The 25,717-nt window shown below is 69.0% G+C and carries 25 protein-coding genes; 4 read left to right on the plus strand and 21 right to left on the minus strand.

Going from position 1 to position 25,717, the window contains the following annotated elements:
- Positions 1-9: 9 nt before the first annotated feature.
- The 3 genes from FHR32_RS41380 to FHR32_RS41390 are packed head-to-tail and all read right to left on the minus strand — an operon-like array spanning position 10 to position 3,223.
- Entirely contained in the window at positions 10-1,179 is a 1,170-nt protein-coding gene (locus FHR32_RS41380; RefSeq protein ID WP_184760060.1) for an acyl-CoA dehydrogenase family protein, read from the minus strand.
- A gap of 8 nt (positions 1,180-1,187) precedes the next feature.
- Positions 1,188-2,045 (minus strand): acyl-CoA thioesterase, encoded by an 858-nt coding sequence (locus FHR32_RS41385; protein ID WP_184760061.1) that lies wholly within the window; start codon positions 2,043-2,045, stop codon positions 1,188-1,190.
- Entirely contained in the window at positions 2,042-3,223 is a 1,182-nt protein-coding gene (locus tag FHR32_RS41390; RefSeq protein WP_184760062.1) for an amidohydrolase family protein, read from the minus strand. Before FHR32_RS41390 ends, FHR32_RS41385 begins: the two co-directional genes overlap by 4 nt.
- Before the next feature lie 283 nt (positions 3,224-3,506).
- On the opposite strand from FHR32_RS41390, the gene FHR32_RS41395 reads away from it, so the two are divergent.
- The 3 genes from FHR32_RS41395 to FHR32_RS41405 all read left to right on the plus strand — a co-directional run bounded on the left by FHR32_RS41395 (position 3,507) and on the right by FHR32_RS41405 (position 5,844).
- Positions 3,507-4,727, plus strand: coding sequence for an amidohydrolase family protein (locus FHR32_RS41395; RefSeq protein ID WP_184760063.1), 1,221 nt, complete (start codon positions 3,507-3,509; stop codon positions 4,725-4,727).
- A 17-nt stretch (positions 4,728-4,744) separates the two neighbouring features.
- Entirely contained in the window at positions 4,745-5,257 is a 513-nt protein-coding gene (locus tag FHR32_RS41400; protein ID WP_184760098.1) for a DoxX family protein, read from the plus strand.
- 161 nt (positions 5,258-5,418) lie between these two features.
- Positions 5,419-5,844 (plus strand): MBL fold metallo-hydrolase, encoded by a 426-nt coding sequence (locus FHR32_RS41405; protein WP_184760064.1) that lies wholly within the window; start codon positions 5,419-5,421, stop codon positions 5,842-5,844.
- On the opposite strand, the gene FHR32_RS41410 is transcribed toward FHR32_RS41405, so the two are convergent.
- From FHR32_RS41410 to FHR32_RS46490, 18 genes are all read right to left on the minus strand, one after another.
- The gene (locus FHR32_RS41410) at positions 5,728-6,936 is read right to left on the minus strand and encodes an MFS transporter (protein ID WP_184760065.1); all 1,209 of its coding nucleotides are present in this window, start codon (positions 6,934-6,936) and stop codon (positions 5,728-5,730) included. The genes FHR32_RS41405 and FHR32_RS41410 overlap by 117 nt on opposite strands.
- Positions 6,937-7,896, minus strand: coding sequence for an electron transfer flavoprotein subunit alpha/FixB family protein (locus tag FHR32_RS41415; protein ID WP_184760066.1), 960 nt, complete (start codon positions 7,894-7,896; stop codon positions 6,937-6,939).
- A gap of 13 nt (positions 7,897-7,909) precedes the next feature.
- A complete protein-coding gene (locus FHR32_RS41420) occupies positions 7,910-8,686 on the minus strand; it encodes an electron transfer flavoprotein subunit beta/FixA family protein (protein ID WP_184760067.1) in 777 nt (258 codons plus the stop codon).
- Between the two features lie 3 nt (positions 8,687-8,689).
- Positions 8,690-9,493: an enoyl-CoA hydratase/isomerase family protein gene (locus FHR32_RS41425; RefSeq protein WP_184760068.1), complete on the minus strand. Its 804-nt coding sequence runs from the start codon at positions 9,491-9,493 to the stop codon at positions 8,690-8,692.
- Positions 9,490-10,260, minus strand: a complete 771-nt coding sequence (locus FHR32_RS41430; protein ID WP_184760069.1) for an enoyl-CoA hydratase/isomerase family protein — start codon at positions 10,258-10,260, stop codon at positions 9,490-9,492. Before FHR32_RS41430 ends, FHR32_RS41425 begins: the two co-directional genes overlap by 4 nt.
- A complete protein-coding gene (locus FHR32_RS41435; protein ID WP_184760070.1) occupies positions 10,257-11,423 on the minus strand; it encodes an acetyl-CoA acetyltransferase in 1,167 nt (388 codons plus the stop codon). The genes FHR32_RS41430 and FHR32_RS41435 overlap by 4 nt, the downstream gene beginning before the upstream one ends.
- The gene (locus tag FHR32_RS41440) at positions 11,420-11,806 is read right to left on the minus strand and encodes a Zn-ribbon domain-containing OB-fold protein (protein ID WP_184760071.1); all 387 of its coding nucleotides are present in this window, start codon (positions 11,804-11,806) and stop codon (positions 11,420-11,422) included. The genes FHR32_RS41435 and FHR32_RS41440 overlap by 4 nt, the downstream gene beginning before the upstream one ends.
- Positions 11,803-12,285, minus strand: coding sequence for a MaoC/PaaZ C-terminal domain-containing protein (locus tag FHR32_RS41445; protein WP_184760072.1), 483 nt, complete (start codon positions 12,283-12,285; stop codon positions 11,803-11,805). The genes FHR32_RS41440 and FHR32_RS41445 overlap by 4 nt, the downstream gene beginning before the upstream one ends.
- Positions 12,282-12,728, minus strand: a complete 447-nt coding sequence (locus tag FHR32_RS41450) for an FAS1-like dehydratase domain-containing protein (protein ID WP_184760073.1) — start codon at positions 12,726-12,728, stop codon at positions 12,282-12,284. Before FHR32_RS41450 ends, FHR32_RS41445 begins: the two co-directional genes overlap by 4 nt.
- Entirely contained in the window at positions 12,721-14,829 is a 2,109-nt protein-coding gene (locus tag FHR32_RS41455; RefSeq protein ID WP_184760074.1) for an acetate--CoA ligase family protein, read from the minus strand. Before FHR32_RS41455 ends, FHR32_RS41450 begins: the two co-directional genes overlap by 8 nt.
- Complete coding sequence (locus FHR32_RS41460; RefSeq protein ID WP_184760075.1) at positions 14,826-15,230, minus strand: CoA transferase; 405 nt, start codon at positions 15,228-15,230, stop codon at positions 14,826-14,828. The genes FHR32_RS41455 and FHR32_RS41460 overlap by 4 nt, the downstream gene beginning before the upstream one ends.
- A 2-nt stretch (positions 15,231-15,232) precedes the next feature.
- Positions 15,233-15,979 (minus strand): SDR family NAD(P)-dependent oxidoreductase, encoded by a 747-nt coding sequence (locus FHR32_RS41465; RefSeq protein WP_184760076.1) that lies wholly within the window; start codon positions 15,977-15,979, stop codon positions 15,233-15,235.
- 13 nt (positions 15,980-15,992) lie between these two features.
- On the minus strand, positions 15,993-16,742 hold the full coding sequence (locus FHR32_RS41470; RefSeq protein WP_184760077.1) for an ABC transporter ATP-binding protein: 750 nt from the start codon (positions 16,740-16,742) through the stop codon (positions 15,993-15,995).
- Complete coding sequence (locus FHR32_RS41475) at positions 16,742-18,631, minus strand: branched-chain amino acid ABC transporter ATP-binding protein/permease (RefSeq protein ID WP_184760078.1); 1,890 nt, start codon at positions 18,629-18,631, stop codon at positions 16,742-16,744. Before FHR32_RS41475 ends, FHR32_RS41470 begins: the two co-directional genes overlap by 1 nt.
- A 2-nt stretch (positions 18,632-18,633) precedes the next feature.
- Entirely contained in the window at positions 18,634-19,500 is an 867-nt protein-coding gene (locus tag FHR32_RS41480) for a branched-chain amino acid ABC transporter permease (protein ID WP_184760079.1), read from the minus strand.
- A gap of 7 nt (positions 19,501-19,507) precedes the next feature.
- Entirely contained in the window at positions 19,508-20,749 is a 1,242-nt protein-coding gene (locus tag FHR32_RS41485; RefSeq protein ID WP_184760080.1) for an ABC transporter substrate-binding protein, read from the minus strand.
- A 216-nt stretch (positions 20,750-20,965) separates the two neighbouring features.
- The gene (locus tag FHR32_RS41490) at positions 20,966-22,093 is read right to left on the minus strand and encodes an acyl-CoA dehydrogenase family protein (protein WP_184760081.1); all 1,128 of its coding nucleotides are present in this window, start codon (positions 22,091-22,093) and stop codon (positions 20,966-20,968) included.
- A gap of 3 nt (positions 22,094-22,096) precedes the next feature.
- Positions 22,097-23,146 carry an acyl-CoA dehydrogenase family protein gene (locus FHR32_RS46490; RefSeq protein ID WP_184760082.1) on the minus strand — a complete coding sequence of 350 codons (1,050 nt, stop codon included), beginning with the start codon at positions 23,144-23,146 and terminating at the stop codon, positions 22,097-22,099.
- A 301-nt stretch (positions 23,147-23,447) separates the two neighbouring features.
- On the opposite strand from FHR32_RS46490, the gene FHR32_RS41500 reads away from it, so the two are divergent.
- Positions 23,448-25,562 carry a (Fe-S)-binding protein gene (locus FHR32_RS41500; protein ID WP_184760083.1) on the plus strand — a complete coding sequence of 705 codons (2,115 nt, stop codon included), beginning with the start codon at positions 23,448-23,450 and terminating at the stop codon, positions 25,560-25,562.
- Positions 25,563-25,717 lie beyond the last annotated feature (155 nt).

The raw sequence follows: 25,717 nt of genomic DNA on the forward strand, positions 1-25,717 counted from the left end.
TCCACACTCCTATCGGGGGAGGCCGAGGCCCCTGGTTGCCAACACCATGCGCTTCACTTGCGAGGTTCCACCCGCGTGGTTGGCATACGAAGCCCGGTACCACGCCTCGGGGTCACCGTTGATCGGCGCCCACCGCGTACCCGTCGTCAACTGGCAGAGCGGCCCGACGATCTGGTTGATCAGCTGCGCGAACCGCGGCTGGTGCTCCTTGTGGACCACGATGCCGAGGGCTCCGGCGTAGGCGGGCTGTCGGTGATTGCGCGCATCGCCGAGCGCCTCGTAGGCGAGTAGCCGCTCGGTGTCGACCATCAGCGCCAGCTCTGCGAGCTTCGATCGCACGATGGGGTCCTTGAGCGCAGGCCGGCCACCGCGGGTCGCGGTCCGGCAGCGGTCCACCACCAGGTCCAGCATGCGCTGCAGCTCGCAGTACCGCGCTGAGATCGCGGCCGCCTGGTAGAAGGCGTTCATGATGTACGACCAGCCCTTGCCCACCTCTCCCAGGAGCATGTCGCCGGGGATCCGCACGTTGTCGAAGTACGTGTGGTTCTGCCGGCCACCGCCGAGGTTGTCCAGCCGTGAGAAGGAGACCCCAGGCGACTTCAAGTCCACGCAGAAGATGCTGATCGCCTGATGTCGCGGCGCGTCCGGGTCGGTGCGTGCGGCCAGATACATCACATCGGCACGGTGGCCCCAGGTGGTGTAGGTCTTCTGGCCGTTGACCACCCAATCACTTCCCCTGTGGACCGCCCGCGTGGTGAGCGAGGCGAGGTCCGATCCCGCCCCGGGCTCGGACAGTCCCTCTGCCCAGAACCTGTCGAAACGCGCGATCTCAGGAAGGAACCTCTTCTTCTGCTCCTCCGTACCGCCGACGAGCAGCGTGCCCGCGGCCAGGCCGTACCCGATCATGTTGACCATCGGGGCGTCGCGCAACGCGAACTCCTCGGCCATGATCAGCCGTTCGGTGAGTGATCTGCCGAGCCCGCCGTACTCCTTCGGCCAGGTGAGCCCGATCCAGCCCTTCTCCCCGACCTTCCTGGTGAACTGCAGGGCGAACTCCCACAGCTCCTCATCCTCGGTGAACTCGTGATTGAAGCCCTTGTCCGGAGGCAGTTCTTTATCTAAGAAGTCTCTGACCTCCTCGCGCCACGCTTCCTCGGCGGAGGTGAAGGTGAAGTCCATTTGGCTCCTTAGAGAATGGTGGCCTTCTTCCCATCCATGGACTGGCCCCCAGGGAAGTGACGGATCATGCTGTCCTCGCTGAACGACGCGATGAGTCGGCCGTCCCGCGTGAACGCCTGCCCGCGGCCGTACGAGCAGCCGTTCCCCGCGTAAGGACTCTCCTGCACGAGCAGGATCCACTCGCCTGCGCGGAACTCCTCATGGAAGGTGATGCCGTGGCCGAGGATCCCCGTGGAGAACCGGTCGTGGGCCGCGGCCTGTCCGAAACCGCGATGCAGCCGCATGGCCGTACCGATGAGGAAGCTCGCACTGGCGTGCGCGAGAATGCCCTGCCCGATCGCCAGGTCGTCGGGCGCACCAGGCAGCCGGGTCCAGACCGACAGCTCAGCGGGACCGACCGTGTCGGGATCCATGATGTCGGCGCCTCCGGCGATGCGGATGTCGCGTCCGCTGAAGGGGTCGATCACGGATTCCAGGGTCTCGGGGGGATCCACGCGGGGCATCGCCACACTGTGCCGGATGAGATCGCGGTCATGCGCGGCGAGCAGCACCAGCGCGCGAGCGCAAAGGCGATCACCCTGGCGGACCGTCGTCGTGGCGCTCGACACGGACCGCCCCGAGTGCAGGAGATCTACTTCGAATTCGAGAGGCTTGCTCTTGACGGCCGTCCTGGCGAACAGCGCGTGGACGGACCTCACGACCTTGCCGCCCCCGGCCTTGGCGGCGGCGATCGCGAGTTGTGCGATGAGCTGCCCGCCGAAGACCACATCCCGTTCCGGGCTGTCGACGCTGTCCCCGCGGTAGCGGTTCTCCGCGACCTCCTTGAGGTCGAGCGCGCTCACCAGGTCGGCGGCGACAGCCATCATCCGGCCAAAATGGACTTGAGGTTGTCCCGCATGATGGCGCGGGCGTCCCCTTCACTGAAGGCCGTGAGGCCCTTGATGAAGTCCGTCGGCTCCGACAACCCCTCGGCGTGCGGGTAGTCCGAGCCGGCCAGGAGCCGTTCCACCGGCACGTACTCGGTCAGGCTGGTGAGATCCTCCTCCCAGAAGGGGCTGATCCAGACGCACCGCTCGAACGCCGTCACCGGGTCCTCGGGGAAGGAGCCCGGGTAACGCTGGTAGTAGAGCTTGAACAGGTTGACCAGCCAGGCCACCCAGTCGGAGCCGTTCTCCACCGACACCAACCGCAGGCTCGGATGCCGGGTGATCGCACCGTGACACACCATCGCGGCGAAGAAGTCCATGATCGGCCGGCCATGGTGATAGATATGCTCGAACGCGGTCGTGCGGAACGGTTTGAACTCGTACCGGCCGGTGTAGTCGCCGGAGTAGCGGTAGTACCCGCTCTCGCCGGCGTGCACGCAGACCAGAATGCCCGACTCCGCGGCCCGCGCCCAGAACGCATCGAAGATGGGGTCGCCCGGTGAGCGGTAACCCTTCGCTGTCGGGACAGGAGCCGACCGCAGGTCGATGGCTCGTGCGCCGCGCTCAAGCACCCAATCCAGCATCCTGACGGCTTCGTCCGGGTCGGCCAGCGAGATCACCGGGGTCGCGTGCATCCTGCCGCGGTAGGCGAAGCCCCACTCCTCCTCCAGCCACCGGTTGAAGGCCCAGAGCAGGTCGAAGGTCAGCTTCACGTCGTCGCGGGTCCACTCCTCCAGGCCCGACACGGCGGTCGGGAAGAGGATGCACGCCTCGATTCCCTGCTGGTCGAGCCGTTCGATTCTCTTGTCGCGGTTCTGGTACTCCGGCCGCAGCGAGAGCGGCTCCACGACCTTGAAGCCGTCCATGTGTACCTGGGCCTTGGATTTCTCCCCGGAGAACATGTCGGTCAGGGATCCCGCGAGCGAGATCGGGTCGAAGGTCGGGTTGGGGATGTAGTCCCACAGCTTCCCGTTCACGATGATGTGCTCGTGGCCACGCTCGTCGGTCACCCAGAACAGATCACGCTTGCGGTGATCCGGCAGATGCCGGGTGAACGCGTCCCTGGACTCGTACAAGTGGTTGTCGGCATCCCACATGCCGTACCCGAGCTGCTGCATCTACGGCCACCTCCTTGGCACAAGGGTCAGAGTGGACCACCAGACGTCGACGGACGCGGTATCCAGCTCCGTTCAACGCCGTCATGGTAGGCACGCCTTCAACGGCTTGTCTACCAGTCGATCGTTTGATTATGACCTTCAATAACTACCAGCCGACCGGTTGATAGAACCTTGCCTTTCCCCTGTCCCCGGCCTAGTGTCGGCATCGATGAGGCATAGAACGCCGAAGCGATGCGCCAGGCTGTCTAGCCCCATGAAGACCACGCGAGAGGCTGGTGTGATCATGACAAGCCCGCAGACACTGAACCTCGATTGGCTGATCTCCGTTGACGATCACGTCATCGAACCGGGGCACGTGTGGACGGACAGAGTTCCCGCCAAGTACAAGGACGTCGCGCCTCGGCTCATCAAAGACAACGAGGGTGAGGCGTGGGTCTACGAAAACCGCCGGGTACCGTCAACCGGTCTCGCGGCGTCGGCGGGACGCAGGAAGGAAGAGTTCACCCCCAACCCGATTCCCTACTCGGAGATGCGGGCCGGCTGCTATGACTCCGTCGCCCGTCTCGAAGACATGAACCGATCCGGCATCCTCGCCTCGATGTGCTTCCCCTCTGTCCCGCGCTTCTGCGGACAGCTGTTCTGGGAGGCACAGGACAAGGAACTCGCTCTCCTCTGCGTCCAGGCGTACAACGACTTCATGATCGACGAGTGGTGCGGCTCGGCTCCCGGCCGTTACATCCCCCTCGTCATCGTCCCATTGTGGGACCCGCGAGCGGCCGCCAAGGAGGTGGAGCGGACCGCCGCCAAAGGTGCCCGTGCCGTGGCCTTTTCGGAGAACCCCGCCCCGCTCGGCCTGCCGACGATCCACGACCCCCAGCGATACTGGGATCCGCTGTTCGCCGCAGCGCAGGAGGCGGAGCTCGTCGTCTGTATGCATGTCGGTTCGTCCTCGACGATGCCGAAGATCAGCCCGATCTCGCCCTTCATGGCCAACATGGCCTGGGGAGCGACACGAACGTCGGGCGCCATGCTGGAGTGGCTGTTCAGCGGCGTGTTCAGTCGCTTCCCGGGCCTCAAGATCGCCCTCTCCGAGGGAAGCATCGGCTGGATCCCGTACTTCCTGGAGCGCGCCGAGCAGGTCATCGAGAACCAGCGCGGCTGGGTCCTGCGCGGCGAGTCGTTCGGCGGGTCCCTGGAGGGCGCGCATGAGTCCGGGTCTCTGGACCTGGCGACCTTCGATATTCGCCAGACCTACCTCGACCACGTCTTCGGCTGCTTCATCGATGACATCCACGGACTCAGGAACCTGGACGTGATCGGCGAGGACAACGTCATGATCGAGACGGACTACCCGCACTCCGACTCAACCTGGCCCGATTGCATGAAGCTGGCCCGCGAGCGACTCGCCGGCCTCGCTCCTGAGGTCCAGTACAAGATCCTGCGCGGTAACGCCGAGCGCGTATTCCGCTTCACTCCCGCGGCCCCTCCGTCGGTGACCCGGTAGGTGACCCGGCCGTGGACATGATCGCCCTCGGTACCTTGCTCGTGCGTGTCATCGCCGGCCTGACACTCGCGGCCCACGGCTACTACAAGTTCTTCCGCGGCGGCCGGATCGCCGGGACGGCGCGCTGGTTCGAGGGCCTCGGCATGCGACCGGGCCGACTGCACGCGGTGTCCGCAGCCGGCGCCGAGATCGGCGCGGGCCTGCTGCTTGCGGTGGGCCTGCTCACACCGCTGGCCGCAGCCGGCTTCGTCGGACTCATGCTGGTCGCGGCATGGACGGTTCATCGCGCCAACGGCTTCTTCAGCGCGAACAACGGCTGGGAATACAACCTGATCCTCGCGGCGACCGCAGTGGGCATAGCGACCATCGGGCCCGGGCAGTGGTCGCTCGACCACGCGATAGGGCTGCGGCTGGGCGGCGGGTGGGGGCTGCTCATATCGGTCGCCGGAGGGCTCGCCGGCGGCAGCGCCATGCTCGCCGGGTTCTATCGCCCGCCGGTGCCCCACGAAGCCACCGAGGCGCCCCGCTGAAAACGACACCCTGGTCCGTGATCTCGCAGACCATGCGAGATCACGGACCAGTCACCGTCAGGTCGTGTTGCGCAGCCACCTGGCCCGCGTGGCCGGGCGCCTCCGGCACCAGCACACGACCGGGCGACGACTTCGGTGCGAGCAGTCGATCAACACTCATAATGACTGCGGCTTCCACTGCTCCCCCACCCGGTCCGTGGAGTCCGCAATGCCGGGAGCGTTCTGGCCGACCCCCGGTGTACGCGCTGGAGCTCACTGACGGGATTGCCCTCATCGACGCGGGGTGGGACACCGACGAGGCATGGAACGCGCTTCTCCACGGCCTCGATCAGGCCGGCCACCCAATAGGCGACGTGCGGGCCGTCCTCGTCACCCACATCCACCCCGACCACTACGGCCTGGCCAACAGGATGCCGGGACAAGCCCACGACAGCGGTAGAACTCGGTCCATCCGGTCCGGGTCAATAGCGTCACCCCTCGGCCGGTTCGGCTCTCATGTTCGGGCCCAGCAGCCGGGGAATCGCCACCGCCATCACCAGCCCGACCAGCACCACGACAGCCGTAGCGACGAAGGCGGTCTGGTATGAGTAGGCCGAAGCGATCTGCCCAGCCACCAGCGGACCGACGACCATGCCGAGATCGGCGGCCATCTGATAGGTGGCCACCGCGGTGCCGCCACGGCCCTGGGTGACGTCGCCGACGGCGGCCGCGCCGCCGGTGGTGCAGAAGGCGGTACCGAAGCCCATCAGCGCGAAGGTTGCCAGGTACCCCGGCAATGCCTGCCAGGCCGTGACCATGATGAGGCTGCCGAAGATCAGGCCTTCCCCCGCGATCAGCGACACCCGGCGCCCCCACACGTCGGCTACCCTGCCGGCGAGCGGCAGGGTGACCGCCTGTAGTACCGCACCGACCGCCAAGCCCACTCCGATCCAGCCTGGGTCGGCCTGCAGCACGTGGAGGAGAAAGAGCGGCAGCACCGAGACACGTACCCCGAACACCGCCCATCCGAGCCCGAAGTTCGTGGTCAGCGCGGCCCGATAGGACTGGTACCCCAGTGCGTGAGCGACCGATATCCGTTGCCACCGGGCGCCGGTCGTCTGTCCGGAATCCCTGGCCCGCGCGGCCCGTGCCAGCGTAAACGTCGCGATGCCCCCGGCGATCGCGACCGCTATGCCGTACACGAAGAACGGCAGCCGAGGCGAAATGCCGAGCAGTCCGCCGCCCAGGGCCGGACCGGCCACCGTACCGAGGTAGTAGCCGCCCTGGAAAAGCCCGGTGGCCCGGCCCAGGCGCGACGCCGGCGTCACCCGCAGCAGCAGGCTCATCGCCGAGACCGTGTACATCGCCGAGCCGATCCCGCAGATGCCCCGGAAGATGAGCAGCAGCGGGAAGTTCCAGGACAGCCCGGCGAGCACACTGGTCACCGCGAGCATCGCCATCCCGGTGGTGAGTACCGTGCGTTCGCCGAACCGGTTGACCAGCAGCCCGCCGGGCAGCCCGGTGGCCAGGCGCATGAACGCGAAGGCCGACACCAGCGCGCCGACCGCCGTGCTGCCCACCCCGAATTGACTGGCGAAGACCGGGATGGCCGGCGACTGGATGCCAAAGCCGACCGCGACGGTGAACGCGACGGCGGTCAGGATCTTGACTTCGCGTGATAGCCCCCGAAAGCCGGTCATCTAGGCCCGCCGCCGTGCGATCTCGTCCACCAGCTGGGGCATCACCTGGAACAGGTCGCCGACGACGCCGTAGTCGGCCAGCTCGAAGATGGGCGCGTCTGGATCCTTGTTCACCGCCACGATCGTCTTGCTGGTCTGCATTCCGGCGCGGTGCTGGATCGCGCCGGAGATGCCGACGGCGATGTAGAGCTGCGGTGAGACGGTGACACCAGTCTGTCCCACCTGATGCGCATGCGCGTACCAGCCCGAGTCGACCGCCGCCCGGGAGGCGCCGACTGCGCCGCCCAGGGCGTCGGCGAGGTTCTCGATGAGTTCGAACTGCTCGGCTCCGCCCAGGCCGCGGCCACCGGACACCACGATGTCGGCCTCGGTCAGCTGCGGCCGGCCGGTGCTCTCCCGGACCGTACGCGACAGGACCCGGGTCCGCCGGGCCGCCTCGTCGAGTTGGAGGCCGCTCCGGGTGATCGACGGCGTGACCGGCGCCTCCGCGGGCACGACGGCGTTGGACTTGACGGCGATGATCGGGATGCCGCGTACCACCCTGGAGGTGACCGTGTAGCCCGCCGCGAAGGCCCACTGGGTGACGACCGGGCCGAGCGGACCAGCCTGGACGTCCACGGCGTCGGTGAGCACGCCGCCGCCCAGCCGTACTGCCAGGCGTGCCGCGATCTCTCGTCCGTCGGGGGTGGACTCCGTCAGCACGGCCTGCGGCTGCACGTCGGCGGCGAGGTCGGCGACGGCCCGCACCCAGGCCACCGGGTACTCCTCCAGTTCGTCCGACTCGATCAGGTGGACCCGCTCGGCGCCGTACCGGCCGAGTGTCTTGACGACCTCGTCATCCGCCGTACCGGCGCAGACGGCGATCGGATTGCCGAGCCTGCGGGCCAGGGTGAGCAGTTCCAGACTGGACCTGCTGACCTGTCCCGCGATGTGCCCGACGAGCACCAGAACCCCTGACACAGCTATCCCTTCCTCAGATGAACTTCTGCGTGGACAGGAAATCGGCGAGCAGCCGTCCGCCCTCGCCGTCGTCGGGCACGATCGTCCCGGCGGCACGGGCGGGGCGGGCCGTGATCTCGTCGACCACCGTCCGGGCCGCGGCGCCCACCTGATCGGCGGGTACCCCGAGGTCCGCGAGGGTCCAGGTCTCCAGCGACTTCTTCTTCGCCGCCATGATCCCCTTGAACGACGGGTATCGCGGCTCGCCGATGCGGTCGGTCACCGACACCACGGCGGGCAGCGCCGCCTCCAGGTGCCGCACCTCCTGAGCGGTGTCACGTCGGACGCGTACGGTTCCCCCGGTCGGTTCGAAGGTCACCTCGCCTGCGAATGTGAGCTGGGGCAGCTCCAGGTGCTCGGCGAGCATCGCCGGCACCAGCGAGGTGCCACTGTCGGTGGACGCCATCGCGCACAGCACGAGATCCGGCTCAAGGCGGCGCAACGCGGCGGCGAGGATCAGCGCGGTGGCGGGCGCGTCGGAACCGGCGATCGCCTCGTCGCTGACGTGCACCGCCGCGTCCCCTCCCATCGCGAGCGCCTTGCGCAGCGCCTCCGCCGCGGCGGGCGGCCCGACGGTCAGGTGGGTGACATGCGTGCCCGGCACGGCGTCCACGACGCGGAGCGCCTGCTCGACGGCGTACTCATCCAGTTCGGAGAGCTGACCGCCCGCACGGTCGACCCTGTGTTCAGCGGTGAACCTGGGCTGGGAGCTCATGTCGGGGACGTACTTCACACAGACCACGATCTTCATGGGTCACCGCCCCCGGAAGACGGGCGCGCGCTTCTCCACGAACGCGGCGGCCGCCTCCTTGTGGTCGTCGCTGACGAAGGTGCCGCCCTCCAGGACCAGCCCCAGGTCGAGCAGCAGATTCATCCGCTCCCGCACGATCTTGTTGACCGTCGCCTTGGTCCCCTGGACCGCCAGGGGTGCGGCGGCGGCCAACCGGCGTGCGATCGCCGTCGCCTCGTCGAGCAGCTCACCGGCCGGCACGGCGCGCAGGGCGAGGCCCAGCCGGGCCGCCTCGACCCCGTCGAGCCGGTCCCCGGTCATCAGGTAGTACCTGGCCGCGCCGAGCGGCATCGCCAGCGGCCACGCCACGGCTCCTCCGTCGCCGGCGACGAGCCCGACCGCGACATGGGTGTCGGCGAATTGCGCGTCCTCGGCGGCGATCACGACGTCGCAGAACAGCGCGATCGTCGCGCCCAGCCCCATCGCGTACCCGTGCACGGCCGCGACGATCGGCTGCGGCACCGACAGGATGGCGTCAAGGATGCGGCGGCCGTGCAGGAGTTGGTAGACCTGCTGGCCTGGGCTCGGCCCGACCTCGTCCTCGGCGCGTCCGGCCATCTCCTTGACGTCGCCGCCGACGCAGAACGCCCGCCCTTCGCCCCGTACCAGCACGGCCCGCACCGCCGGGTCCCCGGCGACGTCCGCCAGCGCCCTGGCCAGCTCCTGCTCCAGTCCACCTCCGATCGCGTTCAACCGCTCGGGCCGGTTCAACGCGATGGTGGCGAGCCCATCGTCCACGGTCACCAGCAACGTCTTGTAGTCGCTCATCGGTCCTCCTTGGTAGCGGAAAGGCGGCTGACCATCTCGGCGCGGGCCCGCTGCCGCGCGGGATCGGCGAGGGCGATCGCCTGCGCGCGGGCTTCTTCGTCCAGTAGTTCGGCCAGCCCGCGAGTCAGGCCGTAGTCGAGCAGCCGCTTGGTGAGTCCCACCGCGACCCCCGGCATACCGGCCATCTGGTGGGCGAGCCGGGTGGCGCGGGGAAGCAGCTCGTCGTTGGGGACCACCTCGGAGACGAGCCCCCACCCGAGGGCCTCTTCGGCGCCCACCGGCCGGCCGGTGGCCAGCCATTCGTACGCGCGGGCGTATCCGAGCAGGCGCGGCAGGAAATACGCTCCACCGGCGTCGGGCACCAGGCCGACCGCCGTGAAGGCCGGGACGAACTTGGCCGTTTCGGCGGCGATCCGCACGTCGGCGGCGGCGGCCAGGGACAACCCCGCCCCGGCGGCGGGCCCGTTCACGGCGGCGATCACGGGCTTCTCCAGCGCGGCCATCGCCAGCACATGCGGGTGATAGGTGTGCCGCAGCCCGCTGCTGCCCGGCCGGGAGGAGTCCCTTGGCGAGCGCAGGTCGGCGCCCGCGCAGAAACCCCGGCCGCTTCCGGTGACGACGACCGCCCGGATCTCCGGGTCTGCCGCCTCGTGCCAGGCATCCGCAAGCGCGTACAGGGTCTCGGCGTCCAGCGCGTTGAGCGACTCGGGACGGTTGAGCGTCACGGTCAGCACGGAGCCATCGCGATGGGTAAGGACAGTGCTCACAAGGTCTCCTGCCCTCCGAGAATTGCGGTCACCTGGCTGGACAGCTGACCGCCATTGCCGTGCGTGAGGGCGATCGAAACGCCGGGTTGCTGCCGCTCGCCCGCCTCGCCCCGGATCTGACGTGTCGCTTCGATGAGGGGGAAGATGCCATACATCCCCGGGTGGCAGTAGGACAGCCCGCCGCCGTTGGTGTTGACCGGCAGCGCGCCGCCCGGCGCGATCCGCCCGCCGGAGACGAAGTCGCCGCCCTCTCCCTTGGCGCAGAAGCCCAGGTCTTCGAGGAACAGGATGGTGTTGATGGTGAACGCGTCGTAGAGCTGCACGCCGTCGACGTCCCGCGGCCCGACCCCCGCCATCGCGTACGCGCGGGTCGAGGACTCGGTCGCGGCGGTGACGGTCAGGTCGGGCATCTGGGAGATGGTGCGATGCCAGTGCGCCTCTCCCGCGCCGAGCAGGTACACCGGCGGGCGGGGCAGGTCCCGGGCCCGCTCGGCGCTGGTCACCACGACCGCCCCGCCGCCGTCGGTGACCAGGCAGCAGTCCAGTGACGACAGCGGGCTGGAGACGATCCGGCTGGCCAGGACCTCGTCGATGGTCAGCGGGTCACGGACGAACGCCTTGGGGTTGAGCGCCGCCCATCGCCGGGCGGCGACCGCCACCTCGGCCAGGTGGGTGCGGGTGGTGCCGTACTGGTGCATGTGCCGGGCGGCGGCCAGCGCGTACCCGGTGATCGGCATGCGCGGCCGGTACGCGGCCTCGTAGGAGGGCAGTTCCGGTGGGCCGGAGGGGAGCCGGCCGCGCCCGCTGTCCGAGCGGGCGGTGCTGCCGTAGACGATCAGTGCGACGTCGCACGCTCCGGTCGTGATGGCCAGCGCGGCATGGTGCAGATGCGAGATGAACGAGCTGCCGCCGACCATCGTGCCGTCGGTGTACCGGGGCCGGACGCCCAGGTATTCGGCCACGTCGAGCGGTGCCATCCCCCGCCCGGCGATGGCGCAGAACAGCCCGTCCACGTCCCGGGTATTCAGGCCCGCCTCGGCGAGCGCGGCGCCTGCGGCCTGAGCCGCCAGTTCGATGGCGTATCTGTCAGGTCCCACCTCACCCAGGTCTGACTCGGCGACTCCCACGATCGCGGTGGCGCCCCGCAGATCAGGCAAGCTCATGACTCTCCTTCCGATCGGCCCTCGGCCGCGAACACGACCCGGGGCCCGGACGGCCCGTCCTGGTCGACACGGGCGCGCACTCGCGCCCCGATCCGCACGTCCTCGGCGGGGATCTCCACCACCGTGCTCATCATCCGGAACCCCTCGTCCAGGTCGACCAGCACGACGGGGTACGGCAGGGCGTCGCGCGGGGAGATGACGCTGATCGAGTAGACCGTGCCGAGCCCGGCGCTCTCACTCCAGCGCAGCTCGGTGGCCCCGCACCTCGGGCAGATCACCCGGGGAGGAAACACGGCGGACAGGCATCCGTCGCAGGTCTGGTACGGCACGCTCCCGGTGCCGAGCCGGTCGGTGTACTCGCGATGCGGCGCGAATCCGGTCATGACCGTCCCCCTTCCGGCTGGGAGGGGTGAACGGCTTCGTCCGAGGAGGGGTAGACGGCGGTCGCGCCACCGCGGAGCACGAGCCTCGGCTCGCCCGCTTCGGCTTCGCTGTGCACCGCGAGCCCCACCTCGACCTCGGTGACACCGTCCGGGCCGGTCCTGGTGCGGAGCACTTCACCGCTGAGCACCAGCGTGTCGCCAGGCCAGACCTGTCCCATGTACCGGACCGTGAACCGGCGCAGGTTCCGGCGGCCGAGCCAGGAGGCGGCGTAGCCGCCGAGGATCCCGGCGGTGAGCAGCCCGTGCCCGAACACCGACGGATATCCGGCGGCGCGAGCGAATGTCTCGTCGTGGTGGATCGGGTTGAAGTCCCCTCCGGCTCCGGCGTACCGGACGAAGTCGGTGCGCGTCAGCGGACCGACCCGGTGGTCCGGGGCGTCCACCACCAGGCCGAACGGCACGGTGTCCGATTCGGTCACTGCTCCCCCATTTCGATCACCGTGCTGCGGACCCGCATCACGGTCTCCTCGTGTTGGTTGACGAAGTCGTACTCGGTGATCAGCAGCGTCATCGGGCCGCGGCTCCCGGTCTTCTCCTGCACGTCGGCGATGTGCGCCCGTACGGTCAGCACGTCACCGGCGACGACGTCGCCCAGGTACTCCCATTCCGCGCCGCCCGCCAGCACCCTCCGCAGGTCCAGCCGGAGCACGTCCTCGTCCCGGACAGCCCAGTGGGAGGTCACCGCGGAGAAGGTCGGTGGCATCGGCAGGTGCCGGTATCCGACGGATCGCGCCACGCCGACGTCGCGGTACACCGGGTCGTCGTCCTTGACGGCGAGGGCGAACTCGCGCACCTTGCCGTGCTCCACCGGGAAGGTGTACGGCGTGTACGCGTGGCCGATGAGGTCGCGGCGGTCAGCCATGGTCCACCACGATCAGCGCGTCGGCCGCGAGCACCACGCCGTCGGCGACGCGCAGCGGGTTGACGTCGACCTCGGTCACCTCGTCCAGCTCCAGTGCGAGGACGCCGAGGCCGGCCATGACCTGGGCCGCCGCCTGCTGCTCCGCCTCGGACAGGCCGCGCCGCCCGGTCACCAGGCGTCCGCCGAGCAGCTCGCCCAGCGCCGCCCGCGCGGTGTCCGCGTCGAACGGCGGGCGGAGCAGCACGGCCTCGCTCAGCACCTCCACCAGGACCCCGCCGAGCCCGAGCGCGACCATGGGCCCGAAGACCGGGTCACGCTGCAATCCACAGGTCAGCTCAAGCCGGGCGGGCGCCATCTGTTGGACGAGCACACCCTCGACGACCGCGTCCGGCGCCCGGCGGGCGACCTCGGCGAGCATCTCCCGGTATCCGGCGCGGACCGCGTCGGGGCCGCGTAATCCGAGCCTGATCGCTCCCACGTCGGACTTGTGTGGAAGCTGGTACGACATCACCTTGATCGCCACCGGTCCGCCGACGCGCTCGGCCGCCTCGACCGCGCCGTCCACGTCGGTCACCAGTTCCTCGCGGGTCACCGGGACGCCGTACATCGCCAGGATGCTCTTGCCGGTCGACTCCAGCAGCGTCGTCTCCCCGCCCGTCCCGGCGATCAGCTCGCGTACCCGTCGCACCCGGTCGGCGTCGGCGGTGAACCGAGCCGGGTCGGGCGGTAGCGGGCGGCGGGCCGACTGCCTGGCGAGCGCGGCCAGTGCGGCCATCGCCCGGCGTGGGTCGGTATAGGTGGGCACGCCGGCCTGCTGGAACTGCTCGCTCCAGGCCGTGGAGAGGATCGCCACCGGCTTGTCGGTGTTCTGGTACATCTCGACGATCGCGTCGTTGCCCGGCCCGGGCCCCGCCCAGGTGACCGCGGCCACCATGTCGGCGGACGGGCTGGCGGCGACCCTGTTGAGCACCTTGCGGTAGGCGTCGGGCATCGCGGTGGTCTGCGCGGTGGTGTCCACCGGGTTGACCGTACTGCCGTAGAAGGGCAGGGGCATGTCGGCGGCCAGCGCCGTCTGCTCCTCCTTGGGCAGTTCCGGCACTGACAGCCCTGCCTGCCCCGCCTCGTCGGCGAGCAGCACCCCGGCGCCTCCCGACGAGGTCATCACGATCACCCGGTTACCGCGGGCGCGTCGACCGTCCTGGAAGATGGTGCCGAAGTCGAGCAGCTCCTCCATGGTGGAGGCGACGAAGACGCCGTATTGCCGGCAGACCGCGTCCAGGACCTGGGCCGAGCCCACGATCGAGGCGGTGTGGCTCATCGCCGCCCGCGCCGCCTCCTCGGAACGGCCGGCCTTGAGCAGCACCAGCGGCTTGTCCAGTTCGGCGGCGCGGCAGGCGGTCTCGACGAAGACCTCGGGGTCGCGCAGAGTTTCGACGAACGAGAGGAGCACCCCCACCTCGGGTCGCTCCACAAGGTGGCGCAGCACGTTCGCCACGTTCACGTCGGCCTCGTTGCCGGTCGAGACGAACCAGCCCAGCCGCAGCCCGGCCAGGACCGCCTTGTTGGTGATGTACGAACCGAAGCCGCCGCTCTGCGAGACGAGCGCCACCGGTCCCGGCTGCGGCAACGGCTGGTCCACGGTCATCATGAAGTTCGCCATCACCCCCTCGTGCGCGTTCATGTAGCCGATGCAGTTCGGGCCGACAACGCGGATGCCGGTCTCGCGCGACACCTCGGTGAGCCGGTCCTGAAGGGCGCGTCCTTCAGGACCGGCCTCGGCGAAGCCCGAGGTGATGACCGTCGCACCACCGATGCCCCGGGCGGCGCACTCGGCGACCACGCCGACCACGGCCGGAGCGGGCACCGCGATCACCGCCATGTCGACGGCCTCCGGCAGCTCGCTGACGGTACGGAACGCCGGGCGGTTCTGGACCACCTCGTCCTTGGGATTGATGGGGTAAACGTCTCCGGGGAAGGCGCGGAGCAGATTGGCGAAGACGGTACCTCCGATGCGGGTCGGGCTGTTCGATGCGCCCACCATCGCGATCGAGCGTGGCGAGAGCAGCCGGTCGAGTGCTGGTCGTCTTGTGGTCGCGGTCATGGCTCGGTTACCTCCTCGGGATGCGGTGATGTGTCCAGCTCGCGAAGGAGCGAAGCGGTGTGTTCCCCCAGGCGGGGAGCCGGGGCGGGGTCATGCGCGGAGTACCCGCTCAGCCGCAGTGGCTGGCGCACGTACCGCCGCCGTGGGCGGCCGTCCAGGGACCGGATCGCCTGGCGTGCCAGCACGTGCGGGTCGTGCGGGACCTCGTCCAGCCGGTGGACCGGGCCGGCGGGCACCCCGATCCGGTCGAATGTCTCCTGCCACTGCGTGTACGTACGGGTGGCCAGCGCCCGGGACAGCCGGACGGCGAGCAGCATCGTCGCGTACGGGCCCTGGTACAGCTGCGCGAAGGTGACCACCCGTACTCCGTCGAGCGGGCGCCGCCTCAGGCTCGCCGTCACCGTCAACGCACCATCATCCCGCCGCCGTCCACCGAGATCACCTGACCGGTGACATAGCTGGCCGCGTCGGAGGCGAGGTACACGAAGGTCGGCGCGATCTCGTCGGGGTCGGCGTAGCGGCGTAGCGGCAGGCGCTTGATGCCGTCGGCGAAGCGCGGATCGGTGCGCACCTTGAGCGTCATCTCGGTCGCTGCCGCAGGGGCCACCGCGTTGACGAGGACGTTGTAGCGGCCGAGCTCGCGTGCGGCGGTGCGGACCATGCCGAGCATTCCCGACTTCGCGGCGGCGTAGTTGATCTGCCCGATGGAGCCGTTCTGCGCCGTCGAGGAGGAGGAGAAGATGATCCGCCCCTGCTCCCGCTCGATCATGTCGTGGACCACGGCCTGCAGCCAGTAGAACGAGCCATAGAGGTGGACCGCGAGGACCAGCTCCCACTCCTCATCGGTCATCTTGTGCAACATCGCCGGGCGGGTGACGCCGGCGTTGTTCACCAGGATGTCGATCGGCCCGTATGCCGCCTTGACGGCCCCGGCCGCGTGGTTCACCGCCGACCGACTCGACACGTCGCAGGTCACGGCGAGTGCGTCGCCGCCCGCCTCGCGGATGCCCGCGGCCACCTTCTCCGCGGCGTCCCCCCGCACGTCGACCACCGCGACCCGGGCGCCCTCACGCGCGTACAGCTCGGCGATCGAGCGGCCGATGCCCTGCGCGGCGCCGGTCACCACGGCGACCTTGTCCTTCAAACGCATACGCCCATTCCTCTCAGTGGTTACCAGTGGTCAGTTGTTCGCCCGACCGGCCCAGATACACCTCGCGGATGACCGCGCCGTCGTCGAAGGCGGATTTGGGACCGGTGGTGATGATGCGCCCGTTCTCCATGACCGCGACGTCGTCGGCGATCTCCAGCGCGTGCTCGATCCGCTGCTCGACCAGGAGAATCGACAGCCCTTCCTCCCGAAGCGCCGCCACCATCGCGAGGACCTCGTTGACGATGGCGGGCGCCAGGCCGGCGGAGGGCTCGTCGAGCATCAGCAGCCTGGGGCCGGGCATCAGCGCCTGGCCGATGGCGAGCATCTGCTGCTGGCCGCCGGAGAGGCTGCCCGCCAGCGCGCGACGTCTCTTCAGGAGTACGGGGAAGCGCTCGTAGGCCTTCTCCAGCGCCTCCCGGCGGGCTCCGCGGCGTAGCCCGTATCCGCCGAGCGTGTATCCACCGAGGAGCAGGTTCTCCTCGACGGTGCGGGCGTGGAAGACCCGCTTGTTCTCCTGTACCAGGGCGAGGCCCGCGCGCACCCGGCGGTGGGCGGGTGCGCCGCTGAGGCCCTGCCCGTCCAGCTCGATCCAGCCCTGGCTCACGGTCGGGAGCAGTCCCGCGATGGCGGAGAGCAGCGAGGTCTTCCCGGCGCCGTTGCGCCCGAGCACGACGGTGATCCGCCCGGAGCGCACTGCCACGTCCACGTCCCAGAGCACGCGCAGATCGCCGTACCCACCGGTGACTCCGACGACGGACAACATCACTGGACTCCCTTCGACACGGCCGGTCCCTCGGCCGCCTGCAGGTCCGTTACCGAATCGGATTCCTCGGGTCCGGCCCCGCCGTCGGCCGCGCCGGTGTATTCGGCGAGCACCCTGCGGTCGGCCTGGATCTCCTCCGGAGTGCCGGAGGCGAGCAGCTTGCCCTGGCTAAGGACGTGGATCCGGTCGGCCAGCTTGAGCACCAGGGGGAAGTTGTGCTCGACGAGGATCACGGTGCCGCCGGCTTCGCGGATCATCCCGATCGCCCGTTCGAGTACCGCCAGGTCGCTCTCGTCCAGCCCGGAGCCGACCTCGTCGAAGAGGAAGACCCGCGCCCCGGAGGCGAGCGAGCGGGCCACCTCGACCAGTCGCCGGGTGCCCAGCGCGAGGGAGTCGACCTGCTGGTCGGCGACGTCCGCGATGCCCACCAGCCGCAACAGCGCCCGCGCCTCCGCGTTGTCCGCCGCGTACCCGCTGCGGAACTTCGGCAGCCGCAGCACGGCCGAGAGGATTCCGACGCGGTGGGTCACGTACCTGCCGGTCGCGACGAAGGCGAGCGTGGTCATGTGCTTGGGGATCAGCGGAGTCTGGAAGGTGCGCGCCACCCCGTGCCTGGCGATCCGGTACGGCGGCTGCCCGCCGATCTGCTCGTCGCCGAGCAGCAGCCGCCCGCCCGACGGCTTGTAGAGACCGCAGATCAGGTTGAGGAGGGTGGTCTTGCCCGAGCCGTTGGGGCCGATCAGCGCGGTCACCTCGCCCGGGCGGGCCTCAATGGAGATGTCGTCCAGCGCCCTGTTGCCGCCGAAGGACTTGCTCAGCCCCTCGGTGCGCAGCGGCACGCCGTGCAACCGGTCGAGCTGCGCGTCCGCGTGGCCGCCCGTGTCACCGCCGGCGGGTTTGGCCGGAGCGGGGGCCGTGGCCGGTGCGGGGAGCCAGCCCCGACGGCGCGCGGCGGCCAGGCCGTCCTGGGCGAGACCGGCGAGCCCGCGGTTGAAGGCGATCCCGGCCACCAGCAGGAACGCGCCGTAGATGACCAGCTGCCAGGTCTGGAACTGGGTGAAGGTCTGCTGCCCGATCTGCATCACCGCCGCGCCCGCGACGGCGCCGTACACGGACGTCGCGCCGCCCACGACCGAGGCCGCGAGCACGCTGAGCGCCAGTGCGAAGGTGAAGGTGTCGGGTGCGATGAACCCGTCGAGCATCGAGAAGAGCGCGCCCGCCAGGGCCGCCGGAATCGCACCGACGACGTACACGAGCAGTTTCAACCGGTACACCGAGACGCCCAGCACCGAGGCGAGGATCGGGCTCTGCCGCAGGACCAGGAACATGTTCCCGTGCCGGGAGAGCAGCAGGTTGCGGGCGATCGCGAACCAGCCCACGACGACCACGAGAATCAACCAGTAAAGCCGGTCACCGACGATCTCCATGCCGAACAGGGTCGGTACGGCCGTGCCCATGCCGAGCGTGCCCCCGGTGAAGTCGGCGAAGACGTCAACCAGGTTCGGCACCAGCGTGACCAGGAAGAAGGTCACCATCGCCAACGACCAGCCGCCCAGGCGGAGCCCGGGTATGCCGGTCACCAGCCCGACCACGATCGCGGCGACGGTTGCCGCCGCGAGCGCGACCAGCACGTTCGTCACGCCGAACCGGACTCCCAGATAGCCGGCGACGTAGGCGCCCACCGCGTAGAGCGCGACCTGCCCCATGGCCAGCTCCCCGGCGTAGCCGAGGACGACGTTCAGGCCGCTGACCAGCAGGCTCAGGATCGCGATCAGCATCACCGTACGCGCCCAGTACCCGTTGATCAGGCCCGCGGTGGGGGCGATCAGGAGCAGGACCATGAGGAGCACGGCGCCTAGCGGGCGGGACCGGTGGATGAGTGCGTTCATGGCTACACCCGCCGTTCGAGCGCGGCGCCGAAGAGGCCGCGCGGTCGCAGGAACAGGATCAGGAGGAACACCCCGAAGACCACGAGCTGCGGGTACGCCGCACCGATGTACCGGGCGGCGAACGCGTAGACGAGTCCGGTGGCGAAGCCGCCGATCAGCCCGCCGAGCTGGCTGCCCGAGCCGCCGATCGCGATCGCCACGAAGCCGAAGAGGGCGAGGGAGTGCCCCAGGTCGAAGGCCGCGTACGTGCGCGCCCCGACCAGCAGTCCGAACGCTCCGGCGATCGCCCCGGCGAGGGCGAAGGCGCCGACGCCGAGGAGTCGCACGTTGATGCCGCGCGCCGAGGCCGCCTGCCGGTCCTCCGCGGAGGCCAGGGAGGCGAGGCCGGTCAGGGTGTGCCGAGACCACAGGTGCACCCCGACGCCCACCACCAGCGTGAAACCGATCAGCGCCAGGTCGATCGGCCGTACCGTGCCGCCGAGCAGGGTCAGCGGGTGGTCGGGAAGGACCGACGGCACGGTCAGCGGCTGCCGGCCCCAGATCGCCGCGGCCAGGCCGTCCAGGATGGTCGCGGCGCCGACCGTGGTGATCAGCGTGCCGTGGCTGTCCGTACGGCCCAGCAGCGGCCGGATCGCGACCCGCTCCTCCAGGAGCGCGATGGCCGCCACCCCGGCGGTGGCGAGAAGCACGGTCGGCACGACCGGGAGCTCGAAGGTGACCGCCCCGGTGTAGGCGAGGAAGGTGCCGACCATCAGCAGCTGCGCGTGCGCGAAGTTGAACGTCCCGGAGGCGAGCAACACCACGTTGTACCCGATCGCGATCAGTGAGTAGATCGCACCGGTCGCCAGCCCCGCCCATACTGTCGTCATCGCGGCCTCACGCCTTGCCGGGCGTGTAGAAGCCGTCACCGTTGTAGACGCCGGGCGAGACGTACTGGAATGTCTCGGCGCCCGCCGTCGGGAAGTGGTCCGACGGTGAGAAGCTGAATTTTACGTACTGCCCGGTGGGTCCGGCGGCGTACCACAGGGGCGCTCCGGTCGGCTGCGGTAGGTCCTCCAGCGACGCCTTGATCCTCTCGGAGTCGGTGGACTTGGCCTGCTGCGCCGCGTACGCGACGAGAGCGAGCGCGTCGTGCCCCGTGGAGTAGAGACCCCAGCCGGTGCTGGACATCCCGGCGGCCGCGGGGCTCGCCTTGATCTTCTCGATGAAGCCGGCCAGCCCCGAGTGACGCTCACTCGTCGACAGGGTCACCGTGGAGACGACCACGTTGACGTTCTTCAGCTGCTCCGCGCCCAGGTTCTTCAGGTACGGGAAGCTTGACGCGAGCTGGTCGCAGTAGGAGGGGATGTCCCAGCCGATCTGGGCGCGGCTGCGCATCACGTAGAGCGCGGCGGCGCCGTACCCGTTGAGGACCAGGGCGTCCGGGTTCTGCGCGCGCAGCTGGTTGAGCTGCGAGGTCATGTCCAGCGCGGTCGCCTCGTAGCGTGCCTCGACGAACTCCATCCCCGCGCCCTCGACGGCCGCCTTGTAGATCTCGGCCGAACTCTGGCCGGTGGCGTCGTTGGAGTACAGCATGGCGATCTTCTTGTAGCCCTTGGCCTGCGCGGCCGAGATCAACGCGGGCGCGTAGTCCTTGCCCGGCGAGGAGACACCGAAGTGGTACGGATACTTGGCCGGGTCGTTCAGCAGGGTGCTCACCGTGCCACCGACGGACAGGATCTTCTGCCGGGTCAGGATGGGCAGCAGCGACAGGGAGACCGCGCTCGAACTGCCGGGGTACACCAGGTCCGGCTTGGACCCCGAAGACAGACGCTGCTGGAGCAGGCTGACCGCCTTGGTCGGGTCGTTCTGATCGTTGGCCGTCTCAACGATGATCTTCCGGCCGTTGATGCCTCCGGAGGCGTTGAACTCCTCCGCGGCGATCTTGATGCCCGCGTCCAGGCTCGCATTGTTGGTCGAGACCGCCCCGGAGTAGTCCCCGGTGAAGTAGACGATGAATGGCTTGTCCGCGGCGTCGCCACCCGCGCTGTCGCTCCCGGAGGCGCCGCACGCGGCCAGGGAGAGCGCGAGCAGCGCGCTGATCGAAACCATGGAGAGACGGATGTGGCGTGATCTCATAGCGCCTCCTCAGTCGAACGATGCGACTGAATGCTGTTCAGGAGGTGGGACACGCGTGTCCGCGAAAAGGGCACGTATGTCTGGGGGATGTGGACAGGGTGATCTCGCGCGGGCGAAATCCCCTGAAGATCACAGGATGGGCGCGCCGACATCGCCGGGGCGTGGGGCACCGTCACCCGGACCGTCCAGGACCGGGTGAGGCTATGTATCCCCAGATCAGCGCGGCATGTCGAGCATCCGCGCGATGATGTTCTTCTGAATCTGCGCCGACCCGCCGTAGACGCTTACCGGGCGGGACGTGAAGTAGGAGCTGAGCCAGCCGTCGGCGACACCGGTCAGCTCGTCGGCGCCGAGGATGTCCATGGCCAGGTGCTGCAGGGACTGCTCCGCCTCGGCCCAGAGCAGCTTGGCGACCGAACCCTCGGAGCCCGGCGCCCGCCCGGAGACGCGGAGCGACAACTGCTCCATGCAGTTGAGACGGAGCACCTCCCCGCGTACGTACGCGCGGGCCAGTGCCTTGCGCGTCTCGGGCTGTTCGAGCAGCCCGCGCTCGGTCGCGAGCCGCTCGACCTTGCGCAGCGTACGCCGGTAGGCGGCGATGAAGCCGATGTCCGCCGGGCCGCGCTCGTAGGCGACGGTGGTCATCGCGATCCGCCAGCCCTCGCCGGGCGCACCGAGCCGCTGTTCCTCCGGGATCCGCACGTCATCCCAGAAGACCTCGGCGGTCTCCGCCTCGCCACTGGCGATCACGATGGGCCGTACGGTGACCCCGGGCTCGTTCAGCGCGACCAGGAAGGCCGAGATGCCCTTGTGCTTGGGGACGTCGGGGTCGGTCCGGGCCAGCAACAGGCACCAGTCGGCGTACTGGCCGCCGCTGGTCCACATCTTCTGCCCGTTCACCACGTAGTGGTCCCCTTCGAGCCGCGCCGTGGTGCGCAACGAAGCGAGGTCCGACCCCGCTTCCGGCTCGCTGAAGCCCTGGCACCAGCTCACCTCGCCGGAGAGCAGCGGCGGCAGGAAGCGCCTCTTCTGCTCCTCCGAGGCATAGGTGAAGATGGCCCGGCCGATGTAGCCGACCGAGGGCAGGGAGGGGGCGTTCATGTTGCCCGACTCCTCGTTGAGGATCGCGTCGTAGACCGGGCTCAGCCCGCGTCCGCCGTACTCCACCGGCCAGCTCATCCCGACGTACCCGGCCCGGTAGAGGGTGCGGTGCCACTCCTTGCGGAGCTCGACCGCCTCCTCCTCATCGTCGATCTTGTCCCAACCGGCCGGGATGGTGGCGCTCAGCCACTGGCGCAGGACCGCGCGGAACTCCGCTTCCTCAGGGGTGTCTCGGTAGTCCATGGGTCACTCTCCCGTCAGTCGGACATCAGCGATGCGCAGCAGCTGGGTGCCCTCGTCACCGAAGACCTGGCGATCCGTCAACGCGCGGCGCGTGTGCACGTGGGCGATGTGCTCGTAGGTCTGCCCGATGCCGCCGAACACCTGCATGACCGTCTCGGTCACGTCACGCGCGACGGCCGCGCACTGCGCCTTCGCCGTACGGGCGGCCATCAGCGCCTCCGTCGGGTCGAGTTCGTCGACCGCCCACGCCGCGTAGTTCGTGGCGCTCGCCGCCGACTCCGCGCTCACGTACGCCTCCGCGCACATGTGCTGGACCGCCTGGAAGGAGCCGATGAGCACGCCATACTGCACGCGCTCCTTGGCATAGGCGACCGCCCGTGCCACGGCGGCGCGCATGACGCCGACCGCGTCGGCGCTGATCGCGGTGAGCGTGAGCGCCTCCCACCGCTGGAGATCCTCGGGCGACAACGGCCGTCCCACCGGGGTCAGATGGGCCGCGCCGATCGGACCGTCGGAGCGGACCAGCGTGCGGGTGAGGTCGGCGCCGGCCACCGGAACGAACCCGGTCTCCAGCGACACCCGTACCACCTGGGGTCCGTCGGGCGAGTCGGTCAGCGCCAGTGCGGCCGCCGCCCCGTCGACGTCCCAGCCGTACGTCGGTCCGTCGCCCGGCACCCTGGCCAGGGCGGACAGGTCGCGGTCGAGCAGGACGCCTGTCCGGGACACCCCCTGCGCCAGGGCCTCGGCCTCGTCGTGCGCGCCGGCCAGGGCGAGTAGCTCCGTGGCGAGAATGGCCGAGCCGAGATAGGGCACCGGAACCAGACCCGCGCCCAGCGCCTCGGCGACCACCGCGACCTCGACTCCGGAACCGACCGGGCGCCCTTCGTCGTCTCGCGTCCGCAGCGCCAGCAGGCCCGACTGGGCCAGCGACTGCCAGGCGGCGGCCCGGTCCCGGGTGTGCAGATCACTCGGGTTCGCCGGACCGGCGGAACCGGCGATCTGGACAGCCACCTCTTTGAGCATTTGCTGCTCGTCACTGAGTAGAGCGAGCACAACAGCACCTCCCACGCCTCTGTCGAACCAAAGGCCAGAACAGGACTGAATCTGATTCAGAATGATGTCTAGCATGGCAGCGAGAAATGCGTCAATGGACACAGAGGCGTTACATTGACGCAACAGGACGATCCGCGACCGCACCCTGTTGACCATCCCTCTAGCAGCATGTTTAGCTTCTGCAATGCTCTATGGGGCTGCCGGGGACGAACCTGCGCCCACTCGGCCACCGCCCCTTCGGGACGATGAATGACATTCAGATCGAGCTTCACCGGCCATGGCGCCGGACTGAGGAGGACCCGTGCTCTGGGTTGCGATCATCGGGCTCGTCATGACGGGCGTCGCGCTCGCCTTCGCGGGCCGCCGCGTGGCGTTCCTCTACAAGCTCGCCACAAGCGGCCAGCCCGCCCCCGAACGGATCGAGTACGCCAAGGAGAACGCCGGCGCGGAGATCAAGGCCCAGCTGGTCGAGGTCTTCGGGCAGAAGAAGCTGCTCAAATGGACGCCGTCGGGCACCGCGCACTTCTTCGTGATGTGGGCGTTCTTCATCCTGGCGACGGTCTATCTCGAGGCGTACGGCGCGCTCATCCAGGGGGCCGTCACCGGCACTCCCGACTTCCACATCCCGCTGATCGGGACGTGGGCGATCCTCGGCTTCCTGCAGGACTTCATCGCGGTCGCGGCGCTCGTGGGACTGATCGCCTTCTCCGCGATCCGGATCAAGAACTCGCCGAAGAAGATGGGGCGCGATTCCCGGTTCTCCGGCTCGCATCTGGGCGGCGCCTGGCTCGTCCTCTTCATGATCTTCAACGTGATCTGGACGATGTTCCTCTTCCGTGGCGCGGCCGTGAACACGGGGAACTTCCCGTACGCGTCCGGCGCGTTCGCCTCGGAGCTGACCGCGAAGATCCTGCCGACCAGCGAGCTGCTGGAGGAGATCGGCCTCCTGCTGCACATCGGCGTCATGCTGGTGTTCCTCATCATCGTGGTGAACTCCAAGCACCTGCACATCTTCACCGCCCCGCTGAACGTGCTGTTCTCCCGCCGTCCCGACGGCCTGGGCGCGGCGCAGGAAATGCGCAGCGGCGGCAAGGTGCTGGATTTCGAGGAGGCCGACCCCGAGGTCGACGTCTTCGGCCGGGGCAAGATCACCGACACCTCTTGGAAGGGCTTCCTCGACTTCTACACCTGCACCGAGTGCGGTCGCTGCCAGTCGCAGTGCCCGGCCTGGAACACCGGCAAGCCGCTGTCGCCGAAGATGCTGATCATCGACCAGCGTGACTACGCCTTCCAGGTCGCTCCGTACCTCCTGGCGGGCGAGGAGCAGAAGGACTCGCACCCGCAGGACGTACTCGCCCTGCTGGAGAAGCCGCTGGTCGGTGAGGACGGCGTCATCCACCCGGATGTGCTGTGGTCCTGCACCAACTGCGGCGCCTGCGTCGAGCAGTGCCCGGTCGACATCGAGCACATCGACCACATCCTCGACATGCGCCGTTACCAGGTCATGATCGAGTCCTCGTTCCCGTCCGAGGCGGGCGTCATGCTCAAGAACCTCGAGAACAAGGGCAACCCGTGGGGCATGTCCGAGATGAAGCGGGCCGAGTGGATCGAGGAGCTCGACTTCGAGGTCCCGATCATCGACGAGAAGATGTCCGAGGACGTCGAGTACCTCTTCTGGGTCGGCTGCGCCGGCGCCCTGGAGGACCGGGCCAAGAAGACCACCAAGGCGGTCGCCGAACTGCTGCACATCGCCGGCGTGAAGTTCGGCGTGCTCGGCCCGATGGAGGCGTGCACGGGTGACCCGGCCCGCCGTCTGGGCATGGAGTTCCTGTTCAACATGCTCGCCCAGCAGAACATCGAGACGCTGAACGAGGCCGGGGTCAAGAAGATCGTCGCGACCTGCCCGCACTGCTTCAACACGCTCGCCAACGAGTACCCGCAGCTCGGCGGCGCCTACGAGGTCGTCCACCACACCCAGCTCCTGGCGCACCTCGTCGAGGAGGGCAGGCTCACCCCGATCACGCCGATCGAGGAGAAGATCACCTACCACGACCCCTGCTTCCTCGGCCGCCACAACAAGGTGTACGCGCAGCCCCGCGACATCATGGCGAAGGTGCCCGGCGTCCAGGCGCAGGAGATGCACCGCCACAAGGACCGCGGCTTCTGCTGCGGCGCCGGAGGCGCGCGCATGTGGATGGAGGAGCGGATCGGCAAGCGCATCAACACCGAACGGGTGGACGAGGCGCTGACCACCGATCCGGACACCGTCTCCACCGCGTGCCCGTTCTGCCTCGTCATGCTGGGCGACGCCATCAACGAGAAGAAGGCCAGCGGCGAGGCCAAGGAGACGCTGGAGGTCGTCGACGTGGCGCAGCTCCTGATCAAGTCCGTCAAGGGCGAGCCGGTCGTCGGCTGACGTGTAAGTGTTCGCGAATCATCGGCCCGGCCCTCTGGCCGGGCGACGAGACTATTTCAAACCCGGATGCCTGAGCGTGCTGTCATGATTCGACGGTCACCAGAATTCAGAACATTATCTCGTAATCTGGAACACCTCCGGGGCTTTGAAATGGC

Origin of the sequence: Streptosporangium album (genome assembly GCF_014203795.1) — a bacterium.
GTDB classification, from domain to species: Bacteria; Actinomycetota; Actinomycetes; order Streptosporangiales; family Streptosporangiaceae; genus Streptosporangium; species Streptosporangium album.